This window comes from Cryobacterium sp. TMT2-15-1 (assembly GCF_004402345.1).
GTDB classification, from domain to species: domain Bacteria; phylum Actinomycetota; class Actinomycetes; order Actinomycetales; family Microbacteriaceae; genus Cryobacterium; species Cryobacterium sandaracinum.
Genome location: NZ_SOGD01000037.1, coordinates 48,124 through 65,355, shown reverse-complemented (window position 1 = coordinate 65,355; position 17,232 = coordinate 48,124). Strand labels below are relative to the sequence as shown.

At 67.1% G+C, this 17,232-nt stretch carries 18 protein-coding genes; 14 read left to right on the top strand and 4 right to left on the bottom strand.

Going from position 1 to position 17,232, the window contains the following annotated elements; genetic code table 11:
* Window positions 1-60: 60 nt before the first annotated feature.
* Genes lepA through hemW form a run of 3 tightly spaced genes read left to right on the top strand, consistent with a single transcriptional unit; the run spans window position 61 to window position 3,791 of the window.
* A complete protein-coding gene (lepA, locus tag E3O62_RS10430; protein WP_104100001.1) occupies window positions 61-1,908 on the top strand; it encodes a translation elongation factor 4 in 1,848 nt (615 codons plus the stop codon).
* A gap of 4 nt (window positions 1,909-1,912) precedes the next feature.
* A complete protein-coding gene (locus tag E3O62_RS10425) occupies window positions 1,913-2,560 on the top strand; it encodes a DUF1990 family protein (protein WP_134398450.1) in 648 nt (215 codons plus the stop codon).
* Between the two features lie 4 nt (window positions 2,561-2,564).
* The gene (gene hemW / locus E3O62_RS10420; protein ID WP_134398449.1) at window positions 2,565-3,791 is read left to right on the top strand and encodes a radical SAM family heme chaperone HemW; all 1,227 of its coding nucleotides are present in this window, start codon (window positions 2,565-2,567) and stop codon (window positions 3,789-3,791) included.
* Between the two features lie 2 nt (window positions 3,792-3,793).
* On the opposite strand, the gene E3O62_RS10415 is transcribed toward hemW, so the two are convergent.
* Complete coding sequence (locus E3O62_RS10415) at window positions 3,794-4,171, bottom strand: DUF4870 domain-containing protein (protein ID WP_241973426.1); 378 nt, start codon at window positions 4,169-4,171, stop codon at window positions 3,794-3,796.
* A 36-nt stretch (window positions 4,172-4,207) separates the two neighbouring features.
* On the bottom strand, window positions 4,208-4,654 hold the full coding sequence (locus E3O62_RS10410; RefSeq protein WP_134398448.1) for a DUF4870 domain-containing protein: 447 nt from the start codon (window positions 4,652-4,654) through the stop codon (window positions 4,208-4,210).
* A 167-nt stretch (window positions 4,655-4,821) separates the two neighbouring features.
* On the opposite strand from E3O62_RS10410, the gene hrcA reads away from it, so the two are divergent.
* The 9 genes from hrcA to leuA all read left to right on the top strand — a co-directional run bounded on the left by hrcA (window position 4,822) and on the right by leuA (window position 13,916).
* Window positions 4,822-5,859: a heat-inducible transcriptional repressor HrcA gene (gene hrcA, locus E3O62_RS10405; protein ID WP_134394134.1), complete on the top strand. Its 1,038-nt coding sequence runs from the start codon at window positions 4,822-4,824 to the stop codon at window positions 5,857-5,859.
* A gap of 66 nt (window positions 5,860-5,925) precedes the next feature.
* On the top strand, window positions 5,926-7,041 hold the full coding sequence (gene dnaJ / locus E3O62_RS10400; RefSeq protein WP_134398447.1) for a molecular chaperone DnaJ: 1,116 nt from the start codon (window positions 5,926-5,928) through the stop codon (window positions 7,039-7,041).
* Between the two features lie 6 nt (window positions 7,042-7,047).
* Window positions 7,048-7,788 (top strand): 16S rRNA (uracil(1498)-N(3))-methyltransferase, encoded by a 741-nt coding sequence (locus E3O62_RS10395; protein WP_134398446.1) that lies wholly within the window; start codon window positions 7,048-7,050, stop codon window positions 7,786-7,788.
* Between the two features lie 22 nt (window positions 7,789-7,810).
* A complete protein-coding gene (locus E3O62_RS10390) occupies window positions 7,811-8,188 on the top strand; it encodes an HIT domain-containing protein (RefSeq protein WP_134394131.1) in 378 nt (125 codons plus the stop codon).
* A gap of 49 nt (window positions 8,189-8,237) precedes the next feature.
* Window positions 8,238-9,254 carry a PhoH family protein gene (locus tag E3O62_RS10385; protein ID WP_134398469.1) on the top strand — a complete coding sequence of 339 codons (1,017 nt, stop codon included), beginning with the start codon at window positions 8,238-8,240 and terminating at the stop codon, window positions 9,252-9,254.
* The gene (gene ybeY / locus E3O62_RS10380; protein ID WP_134394130.1) at window positions 9,251-9,718 is read left to right on the top strand and encodes an rRNA maturation RNase YbeY; all 468 of its coding nucleotides are present in this window, start codon (window positions 9,251-9,253) and stop codon (window positions 9,716-9,718) included. Before E3O62_RS10385 ends, ybeY begins: the two co-directional genes overlap by 4 nt.
* A complete protein-coding gene (locus E3O62_RS10375) occupies window positions 9,715-11,031 on the top strand; it encodes a hemolysin family protein (RefSeq protein ID WP_134394129.1) in 1,317 nt (438 codons plus the stop codon). Before ybeY ends, E3O62_RS10375 begins: the two co-directional genes overlap by 4 nt.
* Window positions 11,024-11,926, top strand: coding sequence for a GTPase Era (gene era, locus E3O62_RS10370; RefSeq protein WP_104099992.1), 903 nt, complete (start codon window positions 11,024-11,026; stop codon window positions 11,924-11,926). The genes E3O62_RS10375 and era overlap by 8 nt, the downstream gene beginning before the upstream one ends.
* A 217-nt stretch (window positions 11,927-12,143) precedes the next feature.
* Complete coding sequence (leuA, locus tag E3O62_RS10365) at window positions 12,144-13,916, top strand: 2-isopropylmalate synthase (RefSeq protein ID WP_134398445.1); 1,773 nt, start codon at window positions 12,144-12,146, stop codon at window positions 13,914-13,916.
* Between the two features lie 137 nt (window positions 13,917-14,053).
* On the opposite strand, the gene E3O62_RS10360 is transcribed toward leuA, so the two are convergent.
* Together E3O62_RS10360 and E3O62_RS10355 are read right to left on the bottom strand one after the other, a co-directional pair.
* Window positions 14,054-14,794 carry a hypothetical protein gene (locus E3O62_RS10360; protein WP_174720133.1) on the bottom strand — a complete coding sequence of 247 codons (741 nt, stop codon included), beginning with the start codon at window positions 14,792-14,794 and terminating at the stop codon, window positions 14,054-14,056.
* A 110-nt stretch (window positions 14,795-14,904) separates the two neighbouring features.
* Complete coding sequence (locus E3O62_RS10355) at window positions 14,905-15,603, bottom strand: trimeric intracellular cation channel family protein (protein ID WP_241973425.1); 699 nt, start codon at window positions 15,601-15,603, stop codon at window positions 14,905-14,907.
* Between the two features lie 78 nt (window positions 15,604-15,681).
* Between E3O62_RS10355 and recO the strand changes: the two genes are divergently transcribed.
* Together recO and E3O62_RS10345 are read left to right on the top strand one after the other, a co-directional pair.
* Entirely contained in the window at window positions 15,682-16,404 is a 723-nt protein-coding gene (gene recO / locus E3O62_RS10350; protein ID WP_134394127.1) for a DNA repair protein RecO, read from the top strand.
* Window positions 16,401-17,231, top strand: a complete 831-nt coding sequence (locus tag E3O62_RS10345; protein WP_134398444.1) for an isoprenyl transferase — start codon at window positions 16,401-16,403, stop codon at window positions 17,229-17,231. The genes recO and E3O62_RS10345 overlap by 4 nt, the downstream gene beginning before the upstream one ends.
* The last annotated feature ends 1 nt before the right edge of the window (window position 17,232 follow it).

Here is a 17,232-nt window from a genome sequence, read left to right as displayed (position 1 = left end):
GAACGATGCGGGGCAGCGGCGAAACCGGGACCCAGCCACCTATGGGAGAATTGCCAGACCATGTCACCGAGACCCCTCACGGCGCTTGAACCGGCCGCCACCCCGCCCGAGTTCATCCGCAACTTCTGCATCATCGCTCACATCGACCACGGCAAGTCCACGCTGGCCGACCGGATGCTGCAGATCACCGGCGTCGTCGACGACCGTTCGATGCGCGCCCAATACCTTGACCGGATGGACATCGAGCGCGAGCGCGGCATCACCATCAAAAGCCAGGCCGTGCGGATGCCGTGGGAACTCGACGGGCAGACCTACGCCCTGAACATGATCGACACCCCCGGCCACGTGGACTTCACCTACGAGGTGTCTCGCAGCCTGGCCGCGTGCGAGGGAGCAATCCTCCTCGTCGACGCCGCCCAAGGGATCGAGGCGCAGACCCTCGCCAACCTTTACCTTGCGCTGGAGAACGACCTCACCATCATCCCGGTGCTGAACAAGATCGACCTGCCGGCCGCCGACCCCGACAAGTACGCGAAGGAGCTCGCCAGCCTGATCGGTGGCAGTCCCGACGACGTGCTCCGGGTCTCCGGCAAGACCGGCGTCGGCGTCGCCGAACTCCTCGACCGCGCCACCCGCCTCATCCCGGCCCCGGTCGGCGACCCGGCCGCCCCGGCCCGCGCGATGATCTTCGACTCGGTCTACGACAGCTACCGCGGCGTCGTCACCTATGTGCGCATGATCGACGGCAAGCTGGGCCCGCGCGAGAAGATCCAGATGATGTCGACCCGTGCCACGCACGAGATCCTCGAGATCGGCGTCACCTCGCCCGAGCCCACCACCAGCAAGGGCCTCGGCGTCGGCGAGGTCGGCTACCTGATCACGGGCGTGAAGGATGTGCGCCAGTCGAAGGTCGGCGATACGGTGACCACCGCGCTCCGCCCCGCCACCGTCGCCCTGCCGGGCTACACCGAGCCGAAGCCCATGGTCTTCTCGGGCCTCTACCCGATCGACGGCAGCGACTACCCGGCCCTCCGCGAGGCCCTCGACAAGCTCAAGCTCTCCGACGCGTCCCTCGTGTACGAGCCCGAGACATCCGTCGCCCTCGGTTTCGGTTTCCGCTGTGGTTTCCTCGGGTTGCTGCACCTGGAAATCATCACCGAGCGGCTCGACCGGGAGTTCGGCCTCGACCTGATCACCACGGCGCCCAGCGTGATCTACGAGGTCACCACCGACGACAAGAAGTCCGTCACGGTCACCAACCCGAGCGAGTTCCCGAACGGGAAGATCGCCAAGGTCGAGGAGCCGATCGTGAAGGCGGCCATCCTCGCACCCAAGGACTACGTCGGCGTGATCATGGAACTCTGCCAGAGCCGCCGCGGCACCCTGCTCGGCATGGACTACCTTGGCGAAGACCGGGTCGAGATCCGCTACACGATGCCGCTCGGTGAGATCGTGTTCGACTTCTTCGACAATCTCAAGAGCCGCACCGCCGGCTACGGCTCGCTCGACTATGAACCCATCGGCTCTCAGGAGGCCGACCTGGTCAAGGTCGACATCCTGCTGCAGGGCGAACAGGTCGACGCGTTCAGCGCGATTGTGCACCGCGACAAGGCCTACGACTACGGCGTGCTGATGACGGGAAGGCTGCGCAAGCTCATCCCGCGCCAGCAGTTCGACGTGCCCATCCAGGCCGCGATCGGCGCCCGCATCATCGCCCGCGAGTCCATCAGTGCCATCCGCAAGGATGTTCTCGCCAAGTGCTACGGCGGCGACATCTCCCGCAAGCGCAAGCTGCTGGAGAAGCAGAAGGAGGGAAAGAAGCGCATGAAGATGGTCGGCCGGGTCGAGGTTCCCCAGGAGGCGTTCATCGCCGCCCTGTCCGGTGACGAGCCCCCGAAGAAGAAGTAGACGGATGCGCCGCGCCACCTTCACCGATACCGCCGTCACCTACGCGTCCATCGGCGGCACCCTCGCCCCGGACCTGCTCCGGTTCCCACCCAAGGGCTACCGGCCCCTCGAACGCACCGTGCGCCTCGGCAGCGGTGAGGAGCGCTTCCAGCTGGCCTCGAAGTCGCTGATGACCTGGGGCGTGCAGCGGGGGAGCGGGATGACCGTTACCGACCTGCTGGACGGCACCGGCCAGCAGTACACGGGACTCGTCTTCGACGCCGACGGCCAGGCCGCCCGCGACCAGAAGTCAGAGCCGGACGAGGCCGTCTTCGCCGCGGACGGCACGCCCTACATCGTCAACGGCATGTCCGCGCACCTCACGACCAAGTTAGGCCCCTTCACCATCGACGCCCCCGTGCGCGTGGTCTACGTGATCGACGAACCCGACCGCCTCGGCTTCGCCTACGGCACCATGGCCGGGCACCCGGCCAGCGGCGAGGAATCGTTCATCATCGACAGACGCGAGGACGACTCGGTCTGGCTCACCATCCGCGCCTTCTCCCGCCCCAGCACCTGGTTCTACCGGCTGGGCTGGCCGTTCGTGCGGCGGCAACAGGCCAAAATCACCGCACGGTACCTACGCGCGCTGCATCCGATCGGCGCGGTCTAACCGCATGGGCAGCGCCCTTCCCGTCGGCGACCCCGCGCCCCGCGACGGCCTGCTGCCGGCCTCGGCCGCCGTGGGAGCAGCCCAGCGCGATTTCGGCGTCTACCTGCACGTGCCGTTCTGCCGGGTCCGCTGCGGCTACTGCGACTTCAACACCTATACCGCCACCGAGTTGCGCGGCGCAAGCCAGCATGACTATGCCGGTCAGGCGATCACCGAGGTCCAGTCAGCCGGCCGGATCCTGACTCAGTCGGGCGTGCCGGCCCGCCAGGCGGCGACCGTCTTCTTCGGCGGCGGCACCCCCACCCTGCTCCCGGCCGACGACCTGGTGCGGATGCTGGAGGCCGTGCGCTCCACCTGGGGGATCGCACCCGGCGCCGAGGTGACCACCGAGGCGAACCCCGACTCCGTCGACGCCGCCTATCTCGGCCGCCTCGCCGGGTCCGGCTTCACCCGGGTGTCCTTCGGCATGCAGTCCGCGGTGCCGAGCGTCCTGGCCACCCTCGAGCGCACCCACGACCCCGAGCGGGTGCCGCTCGTGGTCCAGTGGGCGCGCGAGGCCGGCCTCGACGTGTCCCTCGACCTGATCTACGGCACACCGGGGGAGACCCTCAGCGATTGGCGCACCAGCCTCGAGCACGCCATCCGGCAGGCTCCCGCCCACGTCAGCGCCTACTCGCTTATCGTTGAGGAGGGCACCAAGCTGGCCCGCCAGATCAAGCGCGGCGAACTGGCCCCTGTCGACGACGACGTTCAGGCCGAGTTCTACGAGCTGGCCGACGACCTACTGTCCTCGGCAGGCTACGGCTGGTACGAGGTCAGCAACTGGGCGACGGATGACGCGCACCGCTCGCGCCACAACCTCGCCTACTGGCGCAGCCAGGACTGGTGGGGTGTGGGGCCCGGAGCCCACAGCCACATCGGTGGGGTGCGCTGGTGGAACGTCAAGCATCCGTCGGCCTACGGGGATCGGATTCGCGCCGGCGACTCACCGGCCGCCGGGCGGGAGACCCTCGATGCGGCCACTCAAGAGGTGGAGCGGGTGCTCCTGCTGACCCGAATCCGCGAGGGCGTCCTCATCGACTCGCTCAGCCCGCTCGGGCGCCACGAGGTGGCCGGACTCATCGCCGACGAACTCATCGACGCGAGAGCCGCCCTCTGCGGTTCGATCGAACTGACCCTCAGAGGACGCCTCCTGGCGGATGCCGTCGTACGCCGCCTGCTCGCCGACTGAATTCAGTTCACGAACTTGATCGACAGCGGATACGTGTAGTACTCTCCCCGGTTCGCGGCTAAAGCGGCCATGATGCCGAACACGACCATCAGAACGAAGGCAGCCAGGAGTACGAGGTAGCCGACGAGGATGATCGTCAGGGCGCCGCCGACCGCGTAGGCGATCAGGAGCGTGAGCTGGAAGTTCAGTGCGGTCGCAGTGTGCGCCCGGATGAACGGGCCGCGGTCCTTGAGCACGATGTAGCCGATCAGAGCCGGCACGAAATAGAACAGAATGCCGCCGACGTGCACGAGGGTGGCCCACAGTTTTTCGTCGGCCGGGTTCATCGGGGTGGGTTCCTGGTACGGGTTGGCGGGCGGCGGTGGGGTGGAATTGGTCATTGGTGCTCCTTCTGAAGAAAAACCGAGTGCGCGGGGCTACTTGATCAGGCGCACAGCGAACGGGTACCGGTAGTGGTTGCCGTCCTTCGCCTGGAGGTAGCCGAGCACCGAGAAGACAACACCGAGGATGTACAGCACCCAGGCGAGACCGCCGATGACGCCGCCGATGCCGAACGTGAGGAAGCCGATGACCGTCGCAAAAAAGTTGATCGCGAAATAGCCGATCAGAAGCGTGATCTGAAAGTTGATCGCTTCCTTCGCCTCGACGCTGGTCAGAGGTCCGCGGTCCTTGAACAGCAGCCACAGCACCAGGGACGGCACGAACATGAGGATCCCGCCCAGATGAGCGAGGGACGCCCACTGGCGGTCATCCGCCTGCGTCAGGGGTGCCGACGGTCCGGGGGCGGCAGGCTGGTAGGGCGGTTGCGGTGGCCGTTGGCCCTGGTACGGATCATCGGGTCCGGGACCAGTGAAATTACTCATGATCATGCCTTTCAGTGCACCGGGGAAGAGGTGCTACATGCCTAAGTTACTGCGCCCCAACATTGGGGAGCAATGGGTAAGCCCAGCCGGTCGCGGTATGATTGGCAGTCACATACCGCGAGTGCCAATCGGTGCTGCACTCGCGACGCTGGGAGGAGGCGAGAGCCATGGTGTCCGATCGCAGTCTCGAAGTCCTGCGTGTGATCGTTCAGGACTACGTCGCCTCCCGCGAACCCGTCGGTTCTAAATCTATTGTCGACCGGCACTCCTTCGGGGTCTCGGCGGCCACGATCCGCAACGACATGGCCCTGCTCGAAGAGGAAGAGTTGATCGCGGCTCCGCACACCTCGTCGGGCCGCATCCCCACCGACAAGGGCTACCGCCTGTTCGTCGACCACCTCGCCGATCTGCGCCCGCTCTCGGCGGCGCAGCGCCAAGCCATCGAGACGTTCCTCGGTCAGTCGGCCGACCTTGACGAGGTGCTGGCCCGCAGCGTGCGGCTGCTCTCGCAGCTCACCCATCAGGTCGCCCTGGTGCAGTATCCGTCGCTGTCCCGCGCGAAGGTGCGCCACATCGAACTGGTGCCCCTGTCCGAGACTCGCCTCCTGTCGGTTCTGATCACGGATGCCGGACGGGTCGAGCAACGCGTCGTTGACCTGCCCCGGCCACTGGCTGAACCCGTTCTGATCGACCTGCGCACCCGGTTGAATTCTGCCCTGGTCGGGCTCGGCATGAGCGAGGCCGCCAGCACCCTCACCGGCAGCTCCCTCACCGCCGGCTCCGGCCTCGGCCCGCTCGAGCAACAGGAGGCGGTGGATCTGATCACCGGCACCCTGCGCGACCAGGTCGGCGCGAACAGGCAGGACCGGCTCGTGATGGCCGGCGCCGCCAACCTCGTGCGCACCGAGGAAGACTTCACCGGCAGCATTTTCCCGGTGCTCGAGGCCATTGAGGAACAGGTCGTGCTTCTGCGGCTGTTCGGCGAGATGGCCTCCGACCAGCACGGCGTGTCCGTCAGTATCGGCCGGGAGAATGCCCCGTTCGGTCTGGCCGAGACGTCCGTTCTCACCAGCGGCTACTCCTCGCAGGGCGGCAACCTGGCGCGCCTCGGCGTGCTCGGCCCCACTCGGATGGACTACTCGAACAACATGGCGGCCGTCCGCGCGGTCGCCCGCTACCTTTCACGCCTTCTCGGCGAGAATTGACCAGTTCCTCTCGGCCCAGAAACCGGCGGGACACCACATTTCAGAACAGACCTAGGAGAGCCAGCTTTGGCTGACCATTACGAAGTACTCGGCGTCGCCCGCGACGCCTCGACCGACGAGATCAAGAAGGCCTACCGCAGGCTGGCCCGGCAGCTGCACCCCGACGTGAACCCGGGCGCGGATGCATCCGAGCGGTTCAAATCCGTCACGCACGCCTACGACGTGCTCAGCGACGTCAAGCAACGCGACAACTACGACCGTGGCGGCAACGGCCGCTCGGGCGGCGGAGCTGCCGGTTTCGACGGCAACTTCGGCAACTTCGGCGACATCTTCGAGACCTTCTTCGGCGGCGGGGGGTCCAGCCGCGGGCCTCGGTCGCGCCGAGAACGCGGCCAGGACGCCCTGATCCGGGTCGACCTCGACCTCGATGAGATCATCTTCGGCACGCACCGGGAGCTCGAGGTCGACACGGCCATCATGTGCGCGACCTGCAACGGCACGTGCTGCCAGCCGGGCACCGCGCCCGTCACCTGCGACATCTGCCACGGCACCGGCACCATCCAGCGCGCCGTGCGGTCGCTGCTCGGCAATGTCATGACGAGCAGCCCCTGCGGTTCCTGCCGCGGCTACGGTACGATCATCGCCACTCCCTGCGTCACCTGCCAGGGCCAGGGCCGTGTGCGAGCGCGTCGCACGGTCCCCGTCGACATCCCGGCGGGGGTCGACACGGGCCTGCGCCTGCAGATGCCCGGCAGCGGCGAGGCCGGTCCGGCCGGCGGTCCCAACGGGGACCTCTACCTCGAGATGAAGGTGCGCCACCACGACGTGTTCAGCCGTGACGGCGACGACCTGCTCTGCACCCTCGAGGTGCCGATGACGGATGCCATCCTCGGCAGGTCCGCGACCGTCAAGGCGCTCGACGGCGACATCGAGGTCGAGCTCAGGCCGGGCACGCAGAGCGCCGAGATCATCACGGTCAAGGACCGCGGCGTCACCCGCCTGCGCGGGAACGGACGCGGCGACCTGAAGGTCGGCGTGCACGTGGTCACGCCGACCCGTCTCGACCACAAGGAGCGGGAGCTGATTGAGGCCTTTGCGGCCCGCCACAAGGCGCCGGCTCCTGCCCTCAGCGCCTTCCAGCAGGGACTTTTCGCCAAGCTGCGCGATCGGTTTCGCGGCTAGGCGTCGATGGCACACTTCTTCATCGATGAGGCGCTCCACGTCGCCGAGTGCGTGCCGGGGGCGGTCGTCGGCATCGGCGGCGCGGAGGCCCGGCACGCGGTCACCGTCAGCCGGGTGCGCCCGGGCGAGCACCTGCAGATCGGGAACGGGGCCGGGCTCATGCTGGCCGCCACCGTTGTTGACGCAGATGCGAGGCTGCTGACCCTGCGCGTCGAGACGGTGACCGTGAGCGCGCTGCTGACGCCGCGCATCCGTCTGGTCCAGGCTCTCGCCAAGGGAGACCGGGACGAACTGGCCGTGCAGGCGGCCACGGAGCTCGGCATCGACGGGGTGATCCCGTGGGCCGCATCCCGCGCCGTGACGCGCTGGGAGGGTGCGAAAATCAAGAAGGGCCAGGATCGCTGGTCCAGCATTGTGCGCGAGGCCTCGAAACAGTCGATTCGCGCGTGGCTGCCCACGGTTGGGGAACTGGCGAGCACCAAAATGCTGGCCGAGCTGGCTGGCACCACCCGGATGCTGCTGCTGGAGCCCACGGCGAGCGAACGGCTGACCTCGCAGGCGGCGCCGACCGACGACCGGGATATCCTGCTCGTCGTCGGACCCGAGGGCGGCATCTCCCCGGCCGAGCTGACCCTGCTCGAGCAGGCAGGCGCCACCCGGGTGCGCCTGGGCGACAATGTGCTGCGCACCTCCACCGCCGGCCCGGCCGCTCTCTCCATCCTGAACGTGACGCTCGGCCGCTGGTAGCGCGTGAGCTTAAGATAGAGATATGTCTTCCACCGGCCAAGAACCGTCCATCTTCACTCGCATCGCCGCGCGCGAGATCCCGGCGACCATCGTCGCCGAAACCGAACGGATCATCGCCTTCACCGACATCGCCCCGCAGGCGCCAGTGCATGTCGTCATCACGCCGAAAACCTCCGAGTACAGCAACGTGGTCGAGCTCGCGGCCGGAGACCCCGGGCTGCTGACCGAACTCATCGAGGTGGCGGACGCTGTGGCGGCCCGGCTGTCCAACGGCCAGTTCCGGCTCGTGTTCAACACCGGTGCCAGCGTCGGGCAGACCGTTTTCCACGTCCACGCACACCTGCTCGCCCCGCAGGCCGCCGGCGGAACCCTCGGGGAGGGAACGCTTGGTTTCCGGTGAGCCCGGGCCCGGCCAGGCCGAGGTGCACATCACGGTCGACGGCATCGCCATGGTGCGCCTGCTCGGCGCCGACGACCGTCTGCTCGCCGCCGTCGAGAAGGAACACCCCGGCGTCAGCGTGCACGTGCGCGGCAACGAGGTGACCCTGATCGGTGAGACCGCGCATGTCGAGGCGGCGCGTCGCCTGATCGAGGAGCTCCTGCTCATGGTGCGCGGCGGGCGTGACCTCGTCGAATCCGAGGTGAGCACCTCCTCACGGATGCTCGACGAGGACAGCTCCACGAGCCCTTCCGAACGTCTGGGCCCGGCCATCCTCAGCTCCCGCGGCAAGAGCATCCGCCCCAAGACCATCGGACAGAAGGAATACGTGGACGCCATCGACACCGACACCATCGTGTTCGGGATCGGGCCGGCCGGAACCGGCAAGACCTACCTCGCAATGGCCAAGGCCGTGCAGGCGCTGCAGCGCAAGGAGGTCGAACGGATCATCCTCACCCGCCCGGCCGTCGAGGCCGGGGAACGACTCGGCTTCCTGCCGGGCAGCCTCACCGAGAAGATCGACCCGTATCTGCGCCCCCTGTACGACGCCCTGAACGAGATGATGGACCCGGAACTCGTGCCCAAACTGCTCGCAGCCGGAACCATCGAGGTGGCCCCGCTCGCCTATATGCGCGGCCGCACGCTCAACTCCTCCTTTGTCGTGCTCGATGAGGCGCAGAACACCACCCCCGAACAGATGAAGATGTTCCTCACCCGGTTGGGGTTCGGCTCGAAAATGGTCGTGACCGGGGACATCACCCAGATTGATCTGCCGGCGGGCTCGAGCGGGCTGCGCTTGGTGAGCCGGGTGCTCGACGGGGTCGACGACATCCGTTTCGTACGTCTGACCAGTGCCGACGTCGTGCGGCACTCGCTGGTCGGCCGGATCGTCGACGCCTGGACCGCGTACGACGCGCAGAAGCAGACCGAGCGCTACGAAAGCGATCAGGCGCGGGAATTCGCAGGTCGCGGACCCGGCCGCCCCAGCACTCCCCGCGACCGCCTTCCGAAACGGAGATCCTCTTGAGCATCGAAATCAACAACGAATCGACTATCCCGGTCGATGAGGCCGCCATCCTACGTCTGGCCGCCTACGCTCTGGACTCCATGCACGTGCACTCTGACGCCGAACTGGCGATCGTCCTCGTCGACGAGGGTGCGATGGAGCAGCTGCACGTGCAATGGATGGATGAGCCGGGCCCCACCGACGTGCTCAGCTTCCCGATGGACGAGTTGCGCCCAGGCACCGAAGACGCCGAGACCCCGCCGGGGCTGCTCGGCGACATCGTGCTCTGCCCGCAGGTGGCCCAGGGCCAGGCCGAGACAGCCGGGCACAGCACCCTCGAGGAACTCCTGCTGCTCACCACGCACGGCGTGCTGCACCTGCTCGGATTCGACCACGTGGAACCCGCCGAGGAGAAGGAAATGTTCGGCATCCAGCGAGACATCCTGATCGGCTTCGCCCTGCAGGAACGCCTCCGCGACCGATGATCGGGTGGTTTCTCACGGCGGCCATCCTGTTGGTCGCCTTCGGCGGCCTGATGGCCGCGGTGGACTCCGCCGTCACGAGCCAATCCCGGGCCGACATTCTCGACCTGGCCGAGAAGTCCCGTGCCAAGCGCCCTTTGACGGCGATCGCCGCCGACACCGGGGCGCACCTGAACACGATCAGTTTTGTACGGATCATCGCCGAGACCACGGCGGCCGTGCTGGTGACCCTCGTCTTCGCGACCACGATCGAGGAGCTGTGGCTGGCACTGCTGCTGTCGTCCCTGCTGATGACCGCGGTCTCCTTCGTGCTCGTCGGCGCCAGCCCGCGCAGCGTGGGCCGGGCCCACCCCGTGGAGTTGCTCTCCGCGATCGCCCCGCTGGTGCACTTCCTCCGAGTGCTCCTCGGCCCCATCGCCAACGCGCTTGTCGCCCTCGGCAACCGGGTCACCCCCGGGCGCACCCGGCTGGCCACGTTCACGTCGGAGGACCAGCTGCTCAGCATGGTCGACGAGGCCACCGAGCTCGACGTCCTCGAGGAGGACGACCGGGAACTGATCCACTCGATCTTCGAGTTCAACGAGACCGTCGTGCGCGAGGTGATGATTCCGCGCACCGACATGGTCACCATCGAAGCGGACTCATCGATCGGCGCGGCGATGGGCCTGTTCCTGAGTAAGGGATTCTCCCGGGTTCCGGTCATCGACGGCGAAGTGGATGACGTCACGGGCATCCTGTACCTGCGCGATGTGGCTCGGCTCGTTTACGAGCGGCCGCCGAATGTGGAGAGCCTCACGGTGCGGGAGCTCGAGCGACCTGCCGTCTTCGTGCCCGAGTCGAAGAAAGCCGACGCGCTGCTCCGCCAGATGCAGCTCGAGTCAAACCACCTCGCGATGGTGGTCGACGAGTATGGTGGAATCGCCGGACTGGTCACCCTGGAAGACCTGATCGAGGAACTCGTGGGAGACATCTCCGACGAGTACGACCGCGACGTCGTGGAGGTCGAGGTCCTCGGCGACGGTCGCTTTCGGGTGAGCGCGCGGCTTCCGGTCGACGAGCTGGGCGAGCTGTTCGACCTGGAACTGGACGACGACGAGGTCGATTCGGTGGGTGGCCTGCTGGCCAAGGCCCTCGGGCGCTTGCCGGTGGCGGGTTCGGTCGCCAGGGCGAGCGGGTTGGTCCTCACCGCCGAACGCACCGAGGGCCGCCGCAAACGAATCAGCACCGTGCTGGTTGAACGAGATCAAGCGCTGATAGACGCGCAGAACGCATTCCTCGGAGTGTCGGACGATGAGAGAGTGAACGGTCATGACTGAAGTAGAAGGATTCCGAGCGGGGTTCGTGTCGTTCGTGGGACGCCCCAACGTGGGCAAGTCCACGCTGACGAACGCGCTGGTCGGGGAGAAGGTCGCGATCACGTCGTCGAAGCCGCAGACCACCCGGCGCGCCATCCGCGGCATCGTGCACCAGAAGAACGGCCAGCTGATTCTGGTCGACACCCCGGGTATCCACAAGCCGCGCACCCTGCTGGGCGAACGACTGAACAGCCTCGTGCAGTCGACGCTGTCCGGCGTGGACGTGGTGGGCCTCTGCATTCCGGCCAACGAGCCGATCGGCCCGGGCGACCGGTTCATCAACGAGCAGCTGGACAACTTTCCGCGGGCCCGCAAGGTGGCCATCGTGACCAAGATCGACATGTCCTCCAAGACCAGTGTCGCCAACCAGCTCCTCGCCGTGTCACAGCTGCGTGACTGGGAGGCGATCGTGCCGATCTCGGCGACCAGCCGCATCCAGCTCGATATCCTCAGCGCGGAGCTGCTGCGCCTGCTGCCCTTGTCGGATGCCCCGCTCTACCCGGCCGACGCGGTCACCGACGAGAGCCTCGAGTCGCGCATCTCGGAGTACATCCGGGAGGCGGCGCTCGAGGGCGTCACCGACGAACTGCCGCACTCGATCGCCGTGACCATTGACGACATCATCGAGCGCGACGACCAGGAACTGGTCGAGATCTACGCGAACCTGTTCGTCGAGCGCGACAGCCAGAAGGGCATCATCATCGGCAAATCCGGCAGCCGGTTGAAGGATGTTGGTGTGCGCGCCCGCAAACAGATCGAACCGCTGGTGGGAAAGCGGGTCTTCCTCTCGCTCCGGGTCAAGGTCGCCAAGGAGTGGCAGCGCGACCCGAAACAGCTGGGCCGCCTCGGTTTCTAGCCGTCGTTCCGCCTGCAGCCCGAACCGCCAGCATCCTCGGTAGCGGATCGGGTGGCGTGACCCGATCCGCTGCCAAGGGTGCAGCCGAGGGTGGTAGCCTGCACTTATGTTTTTCGGTGAGCTGCTTCTTCGCTGCCGCGACGAGTCCTAATCTGAGGCCTCCCTCGTCGCGGAGTTCGTCGTTGGCTACCCACCACTCGCGAGGAGATCCCAGATCATGAAAAACAATCAGACCGCATCCCAGATGCCGATCCACAAGTATCGCCCGTATCAGGAGCAGTTCACGATCGAGTTGCCCGACCGCACCTGGCCGGACAAGCACATCACCGCGGCCCCGCGCTGGTGCGCCGTGGACCTGCGGGATGGCAACCAGGCGCTGATCGATCCGATGAGCCCGGAGCGCAAGCGCATCATGTTCGACATGCTCGTGCGGATGGGCTACAAGGAGATCGAGGTCGGCTTCCCGTCGGCCAGCCAGACCGACTTCGACTTCGTGCGCAGCCTGATCGACGGAAATGCCATTCCAGACGACGTGACCATCCAGGTGCTCACCCAGGCGCGCGAGCACCTGATCCGGCGCACCTACGAGTCGATCGCGGGCGCCAGGCAGGCCATCGTCCACCTCTACAACTCCACCAGCGTGCTGCAACGCAAGGTCGTGTTCCGCGAAGACAAGCAGGGCATTATCGACATCGCGTTGGCCGGCGCGCGTCTCTGCCGCGCCGCCGAGGCATCCGTCCCCGGCACCATGGTCTACTACGAGTACTCCCCGGAGAGCTACACCGGTACCGAGCTGGGATTCGCCGTCGACGTCTGCAACCAGGTATTGGAGGTCCTCGAGCCCACGCCGGAGCGTAAGGTCATCATCAATCTGCCCGCGACCGTCGAGATGGCCACACCCAACGTCTATGCCGACTCCATCGAGTGGATGTCCCGCCACCTCGCCCACCGCGAGAACGTGCTCATCTCCCTGCACCCGCACAACGACCGCGGCACAGCCATCGCGGCCGCGGAACTGGGTTACCTGGCCGGCGCCGACCGCATCGAAGGCTGTCTGTTCGGCAACGGGGAGCGCACCGGCAACGTCGACCTGGTGGCGTTGGGCGTCAACCTGTTCACCCAGGGCATCGACCCGCAGATCGACTTCAGCAACATCGACGAGGTCAAGCGCACCGCGGAGTACTGCAACCAGCTGCCCGTGCCCGAGCGTAGTCCCTGGGCCGGCGACCTGGTCTTCACCGCGTTCAGCGGCTCGCACCAGGACGCCATCAAGAAGGGCTTCGAGGCCATGGCAGTGGATGCCGCCACGCAGGACTGCGGCGTCGACGACCTGCTCTGGGCGGTCCCGTACCTGCCGATCGACCCGAAGGACCTCGGACGCAGCTACGAAGCCGTGATCCGGGTCAACTCCCAGTCCGGCAAGGGCGGCGTGGCCTACCTGCTCAAGACCGACCACGCCCTGGACCTGCCGCGCAAGCTGCAGATCGAATTCTCCGGCGTCGTGCAGTCCAAGACCGACCAGGAGGGCGGCGAGGTCACCAGTGAGCAGATCTGGGAAATCTTCAACGACGAGTACCTACCGGCCAGCCACACCACGCCCGACGCCAAGTGGGGTCGATTCGAGCTGCACGCCACGCGCACCTCGAGCGACCTCTCCGGTTCGGTCGAACTGTCCGTCGACCTGCGCGACGACACGACCGTGTCCAGCGCCGTCGGCGCGGGCAACGGCCCGATCGCGGCGTTCCTCGGCGTGATGGCCGAACGCGGCATCGCCATCACCCTCTACGACTTCGTCGAGCACGCCATGTCGGCCGGCGGCGACGCCCTCGCCGCGGCCTACGTCGAACTCGACGTCAACGGCACGCGGTTCTGGGGCGTCGGCATTGACGCGGACATCTCGACCGCCTCGCTCAAATCGGTGGTGTCGGCGGTCAACCGCGGCATCCGCGCCGAGGCCGGCAAGCGGTCTCTGGCGGACGCGACCGCCTGACCTCGGGTAGCCTCGGCCGGCACGTGGACTCCGTCGGCGCGTGAGCAGAGAATCGTCAGCCCGGCCGAGTGCCTTCCCCGGGGAGGAGGGCGCTCGGCCGGAGCGTCGATTCCCGGCTGCGTGCTGTCAAACCGGCCCTAGACCCGCGCCGTGTCCTTCGTCTTCGTCCGGTGCGTCGGAGTGACGTGAGTCGGGTCGGCAGTCACCCTGGCAGCGCGTGGGTTGACCGCGGGGGTCAACACCATCGTGCAGTCGTCGATCGCGCCGGCGAGCAGGTCGTAGAGCTGACCGTCCGGGTCGGGAACGCACGCTTCCGCGACGCCCTGCACGGACACCCGGATGATGGTCTCCGCCGTGCGGTCCGTGAACTTGCTCCGAGACCAGGATCCCATCGAGGCGATGAATTCTCGCGCCCACCGTTCGGTCTCCGGTGCCGCGTCAAACGAATTGCGGATGCGCAGGGCGACGTCGTCGGGAATGGTGCCGCTGGCCTCGGTCAGGTGCCGTTCGCAGTTGAGGATCCCCACGGCAAGAGCCCGTTGGTGGTCCGCACTCGTGACCGGGAGGGCGGATGTGGCCGCCCGCAGAGCGATCAGCAGGCGCACCCGTGCGTTGTCCCCGCGCAAACCGATCACCGACGGGATCAGCGGGACCAGGCGGGCCCGGGCAGTGTCCGACGTGCAGTCGTTCACCATCCGAGCGGCGGAGGCGAGTAACGGATGAGTGCAGGCCGGGTGGTCACTCCAGGCCTCTCCGGCGAGATAGGAGGCGAACTCCATGAAACAGGCGCCGGAACGCGGGTTTCTGTGCTTGCCTCGGGACAGGACCGGCATCAAATCCGGCATCGAATCGGGCACGGTGCCCTTCATCATGTTCATGAGGTTCCTCCAAACGACGTGAAAACTTCTCACCAGTCTGACCCGGGAGGCAATGAAAGGCGAGAGCGGAATCCGTCGTTTGTGGACCAGTTTCGGGCCCGTTCGGTGCCTCAGTCCCCGCGGTTCCTGCGCCGCCGGAAGGCGACGATATTGTCGCGCCGCCACCGGGGCCAACTGCCGATCGCGCGCTGCTGCGGCAGGCTCCAGCCGTACCGCGCGGCGAGGATCCGGATGACCGTCGTCACCACGACGCAGGCGATCCCGGCGATGGTGATGGGCACCTGCAGCATGAAGAGCACCACGAGCAGGCCGCTGCCGACCCCGGCCGCGACGGCGTAGAACGAACCGACATGCATTACGGCGATCGGCACGTTCAACATCATGTCCCGCAGGGCCGACCCACCCACCGCCGTGACGACCCCGACGAACAGGGCGGGGATCTCCGGCAGGCCGACGGCGAGTGCCTTGCTCGTGCCGAGGGCGCCGAACAGCCCGATGGTCACGGCGTCGAGGGCGATGATGAACGGGCCGAGCCGGTTGAACAGGCTCTGCAGCAGCATGCCGAGCAGAGCCGCCCCCGCGCACACCGGCAGGTACCAGTTGCTCTGCAGCGCGGCCGGCACGCCGCCCAGCAGGATATCGCGGAGCAAACCGCCGCCGAGCCCCACGGTGACGCCGATCAGCGCGATGCCGAGCAGGTCGAAGCGGCGGTCGGTGAAACGGCCGGCGAACATGGCGCCCTGCACGGCGCCGATGGCCACGGCCGTGAGGTCGAGCCAGAGCGGAATGAAGAATGAGGTGGAGGGCACCCCTAATGAAACCACTGAAACGGTGGGTATCGGCGCGCTTGACGACCCCGCGCTCCCGCCAGGTGGGAGAATCCAAGGGTGCCTGTCTACCGTGATGATGTCGTCGTGCTGCGCACCCAGAAACTGGGCGAAGCCGACCGCATCGTCACCATGCTCACGCGCCAGCACGGGAAGGTGCGCGCGGTCGCCAAGGGTGTGCGCCGCACCGCGTCGAAATTCGGGGCCCGGCTCGAACCGTTCATGGTCGCCGACGTGCAGCTCTGGGAGGGGCGGAGCCTCGATGTCATCACGCAGGCGGAGTCCATCGCTTCTTACGGAGCCCTGATCACGGCCGACTACCCGAGCTACACGGCAGCCAGCGCCATGGTCGAAACCGCCGACAAACTCACCGAGGCGGAGGGTTCGCTGCAGCAATACCTGCTGCTCGTGGGTGCCCTCCGGTCGCTCTCCCGCCGTGAGCACGGCGCGGGCCTCACCCTCGACTCCTATCTGCTCCGAGCACTGTCGATGGCCGGCTGGGCACCCAGTTTCCAGGACTGCGCACGGTGCGGAGCCCGGGGATCCCACTCCGCGATGGTTGTGCAGGCTGGCGGGATCGTCTGCGACGATTGCGCAGCGCCTGGTTCGCCGAGGCTCGATCCGGCCACCATCACCCTGCTCGGCTCCCTCCTGACCGGCGACTGGGAGCACACCAAATCCACCCCGCCCCAAACCAGAGCCCAGGCCACCGGGGTCGTCGCCGCCTACACGCAGTGGCACCTCGGACGCGGCCTTCGATCGTTGGAACACGTGAGTCGATGACCCCTGCGCCCTTCCTCAATCCCTTCGGCCAGAAGCTCCTGACCCACAAGGATGCGGTGCCGTTCAAACCCTTGGACTGGACTGGCCTGTACCCGCCCGCCCTGCCGACGAAGGCCGTTCCCGAGCACGTGGCGGTCGTGATGGACGGCAACGGCCGGTGGGCGAACGCGCGCGGGCTGCCTCGGGTGGAAGGCCACAAGGCGGGGGAGGCCGCGCTACTCGACGTCGTCGCCGGGGCCATCCAGATCGGCGTCAAACACCTGAGCGTCTACGCGTTCTCCACCGAGAACTGGAAGCGGTCACCCGACGAGGTTCGCTTCCTGATGGGATTCAACCGGGACGTTCTGCACCGCCGGCGCGATCAGCTCAACGAATGGGGGGTGCGCGTGCGGTGGGCCGGACGCAAGCCCCGGCTGTGGGCATCCGTCATCAAGGAACTGCAGTTCGCCGAACGGCTGACCACCGGAAACGACGTGCTCACCCTCACCATGTGCGTGAACTACGGCGGGCGCACCGAGATCGCGGATGCCGTGCGCGCGCTGGCTGAGGACGTGGCCGCAGGCAGGTTAAAGCCCGCCGGGATCACCGAGAAATCGATCCAGCGGTACCTATACACCGCGGACCTCCCCGACGTTGACCTGTTCGTGCGTAGTTCGGGGGAGCAGCGCACCAGCAACTTCCTGCTCTGGCAGAGCGCCTACGCGGAGATGGTGTTTTTGGACACTCTCTGGCCGGACTTCGGCCGTGAAGACCTGTGGCGGGCAATCGAGCTCTACGCGGCCCGTAACCGCCGCTACGGCGGCGCCGTGGACGCGCCGACCGTCTAGG

Excerpts from the sequence above, each read along its gene's own strand:
- E3O62_RS10425 (WP_134398450.1), top strand. The coding sequence starts at position 1,913 with ATGCGCCGCGCCACCTTCACCGATACCGCCGTCACCTACGCGTCCATC.
- E3O62_RS10360 (WP_174720133.1), bottom strand. The coding sequence starts at position 14,794 with ATGAACATGATGAAGGGCACCGTGCCCGATTCGATGCCGGATTTGATG.
- E3O62_RS10410 (WP_134398448.1), bottom strand. The coding sequence starts at position 4,654 with ATGAGTAATTTCACTGGTCCCGGACCCGATGATCCGTACCAGGGCCAA.
- E3O62_RS10415 (WP_241973426.1), bottom strand. The coding sequence starts at position 4,171 with ATGACCAATTCCACCCCACCGCCGCCCGCCAACCCGTACCAGGAACCC.
- lepA (WP_104100001.1), top strand. The coding sequence starts at position 61 with ATGTCACCGAGACCCCTCACGGCGCTTGAACCGGCCGCCACCCCGCCC.
- E3O62_RS10345 (WP_134398444.1), top strand. The coding sequence starts at position 16,401 with ATGACCCCTGCGCCCTTCCTCAATCCCTTCGGCCAGAAGCTCCTGACC.
- hrcA (WP_134394134.1), top strand. The coding sequence starts at position 4,822 with ATGGTGTCCGATCGCAGTCTCGAAGTCCTGCGTGTGATCGTTCAGGAC.
- E3O62_RS10385 (WP_134398469.1), top strand. The coding sequence starts at position 8,238 with ATGGTGCGCCTGCTCGGCGCCGACGACCGTCTGCTCGCCGCCGTCGAG.
- E3O62_RS10390 (WP_134394131.1), top strand. The coding sequence starts at position 7,811 with ATGTCTTCCACCGGCCAAGAACCGTCCATCTTCACTCGCATCGCCGCG.
- era (WP_104099992.1), top strand. The coding sequence starts at position 11,024 with ATGACTGAAGTAGAAGGATTCCGAGCGGGGTTCGTGTCGTTCGTGGGA.
- E3O62_RS10375 (WP_134394129.1), top strand. The coding sequence starts at position 9,715 with ATGATCGGGTGGTTTCTCACGGCGGCCATCCTGTTGGTCGCCTTCGGC.
- E3O62_RS10395 (WP_134398446.1), top strand. The coding sequence starts at position 7,048 with ATGGCACACTTCTTCATCGATGAGGCGCTCCACGTCGCCGAGTGCGTG.
- leuA (WP_134398445.1), top strand. The coding sequence starts at position 12,144 with ATGAAAAACAATCAGACCGCATCCCAGATGCCGATCCACAAGTATCGC.
- hemW (WP_134398449.1), top strand. The coding sequence starts at position 2,565 with ATGGGCAGCGCCCTTCCCGTCGGCGACCCCGCGCCCCGCGACGGCCTG.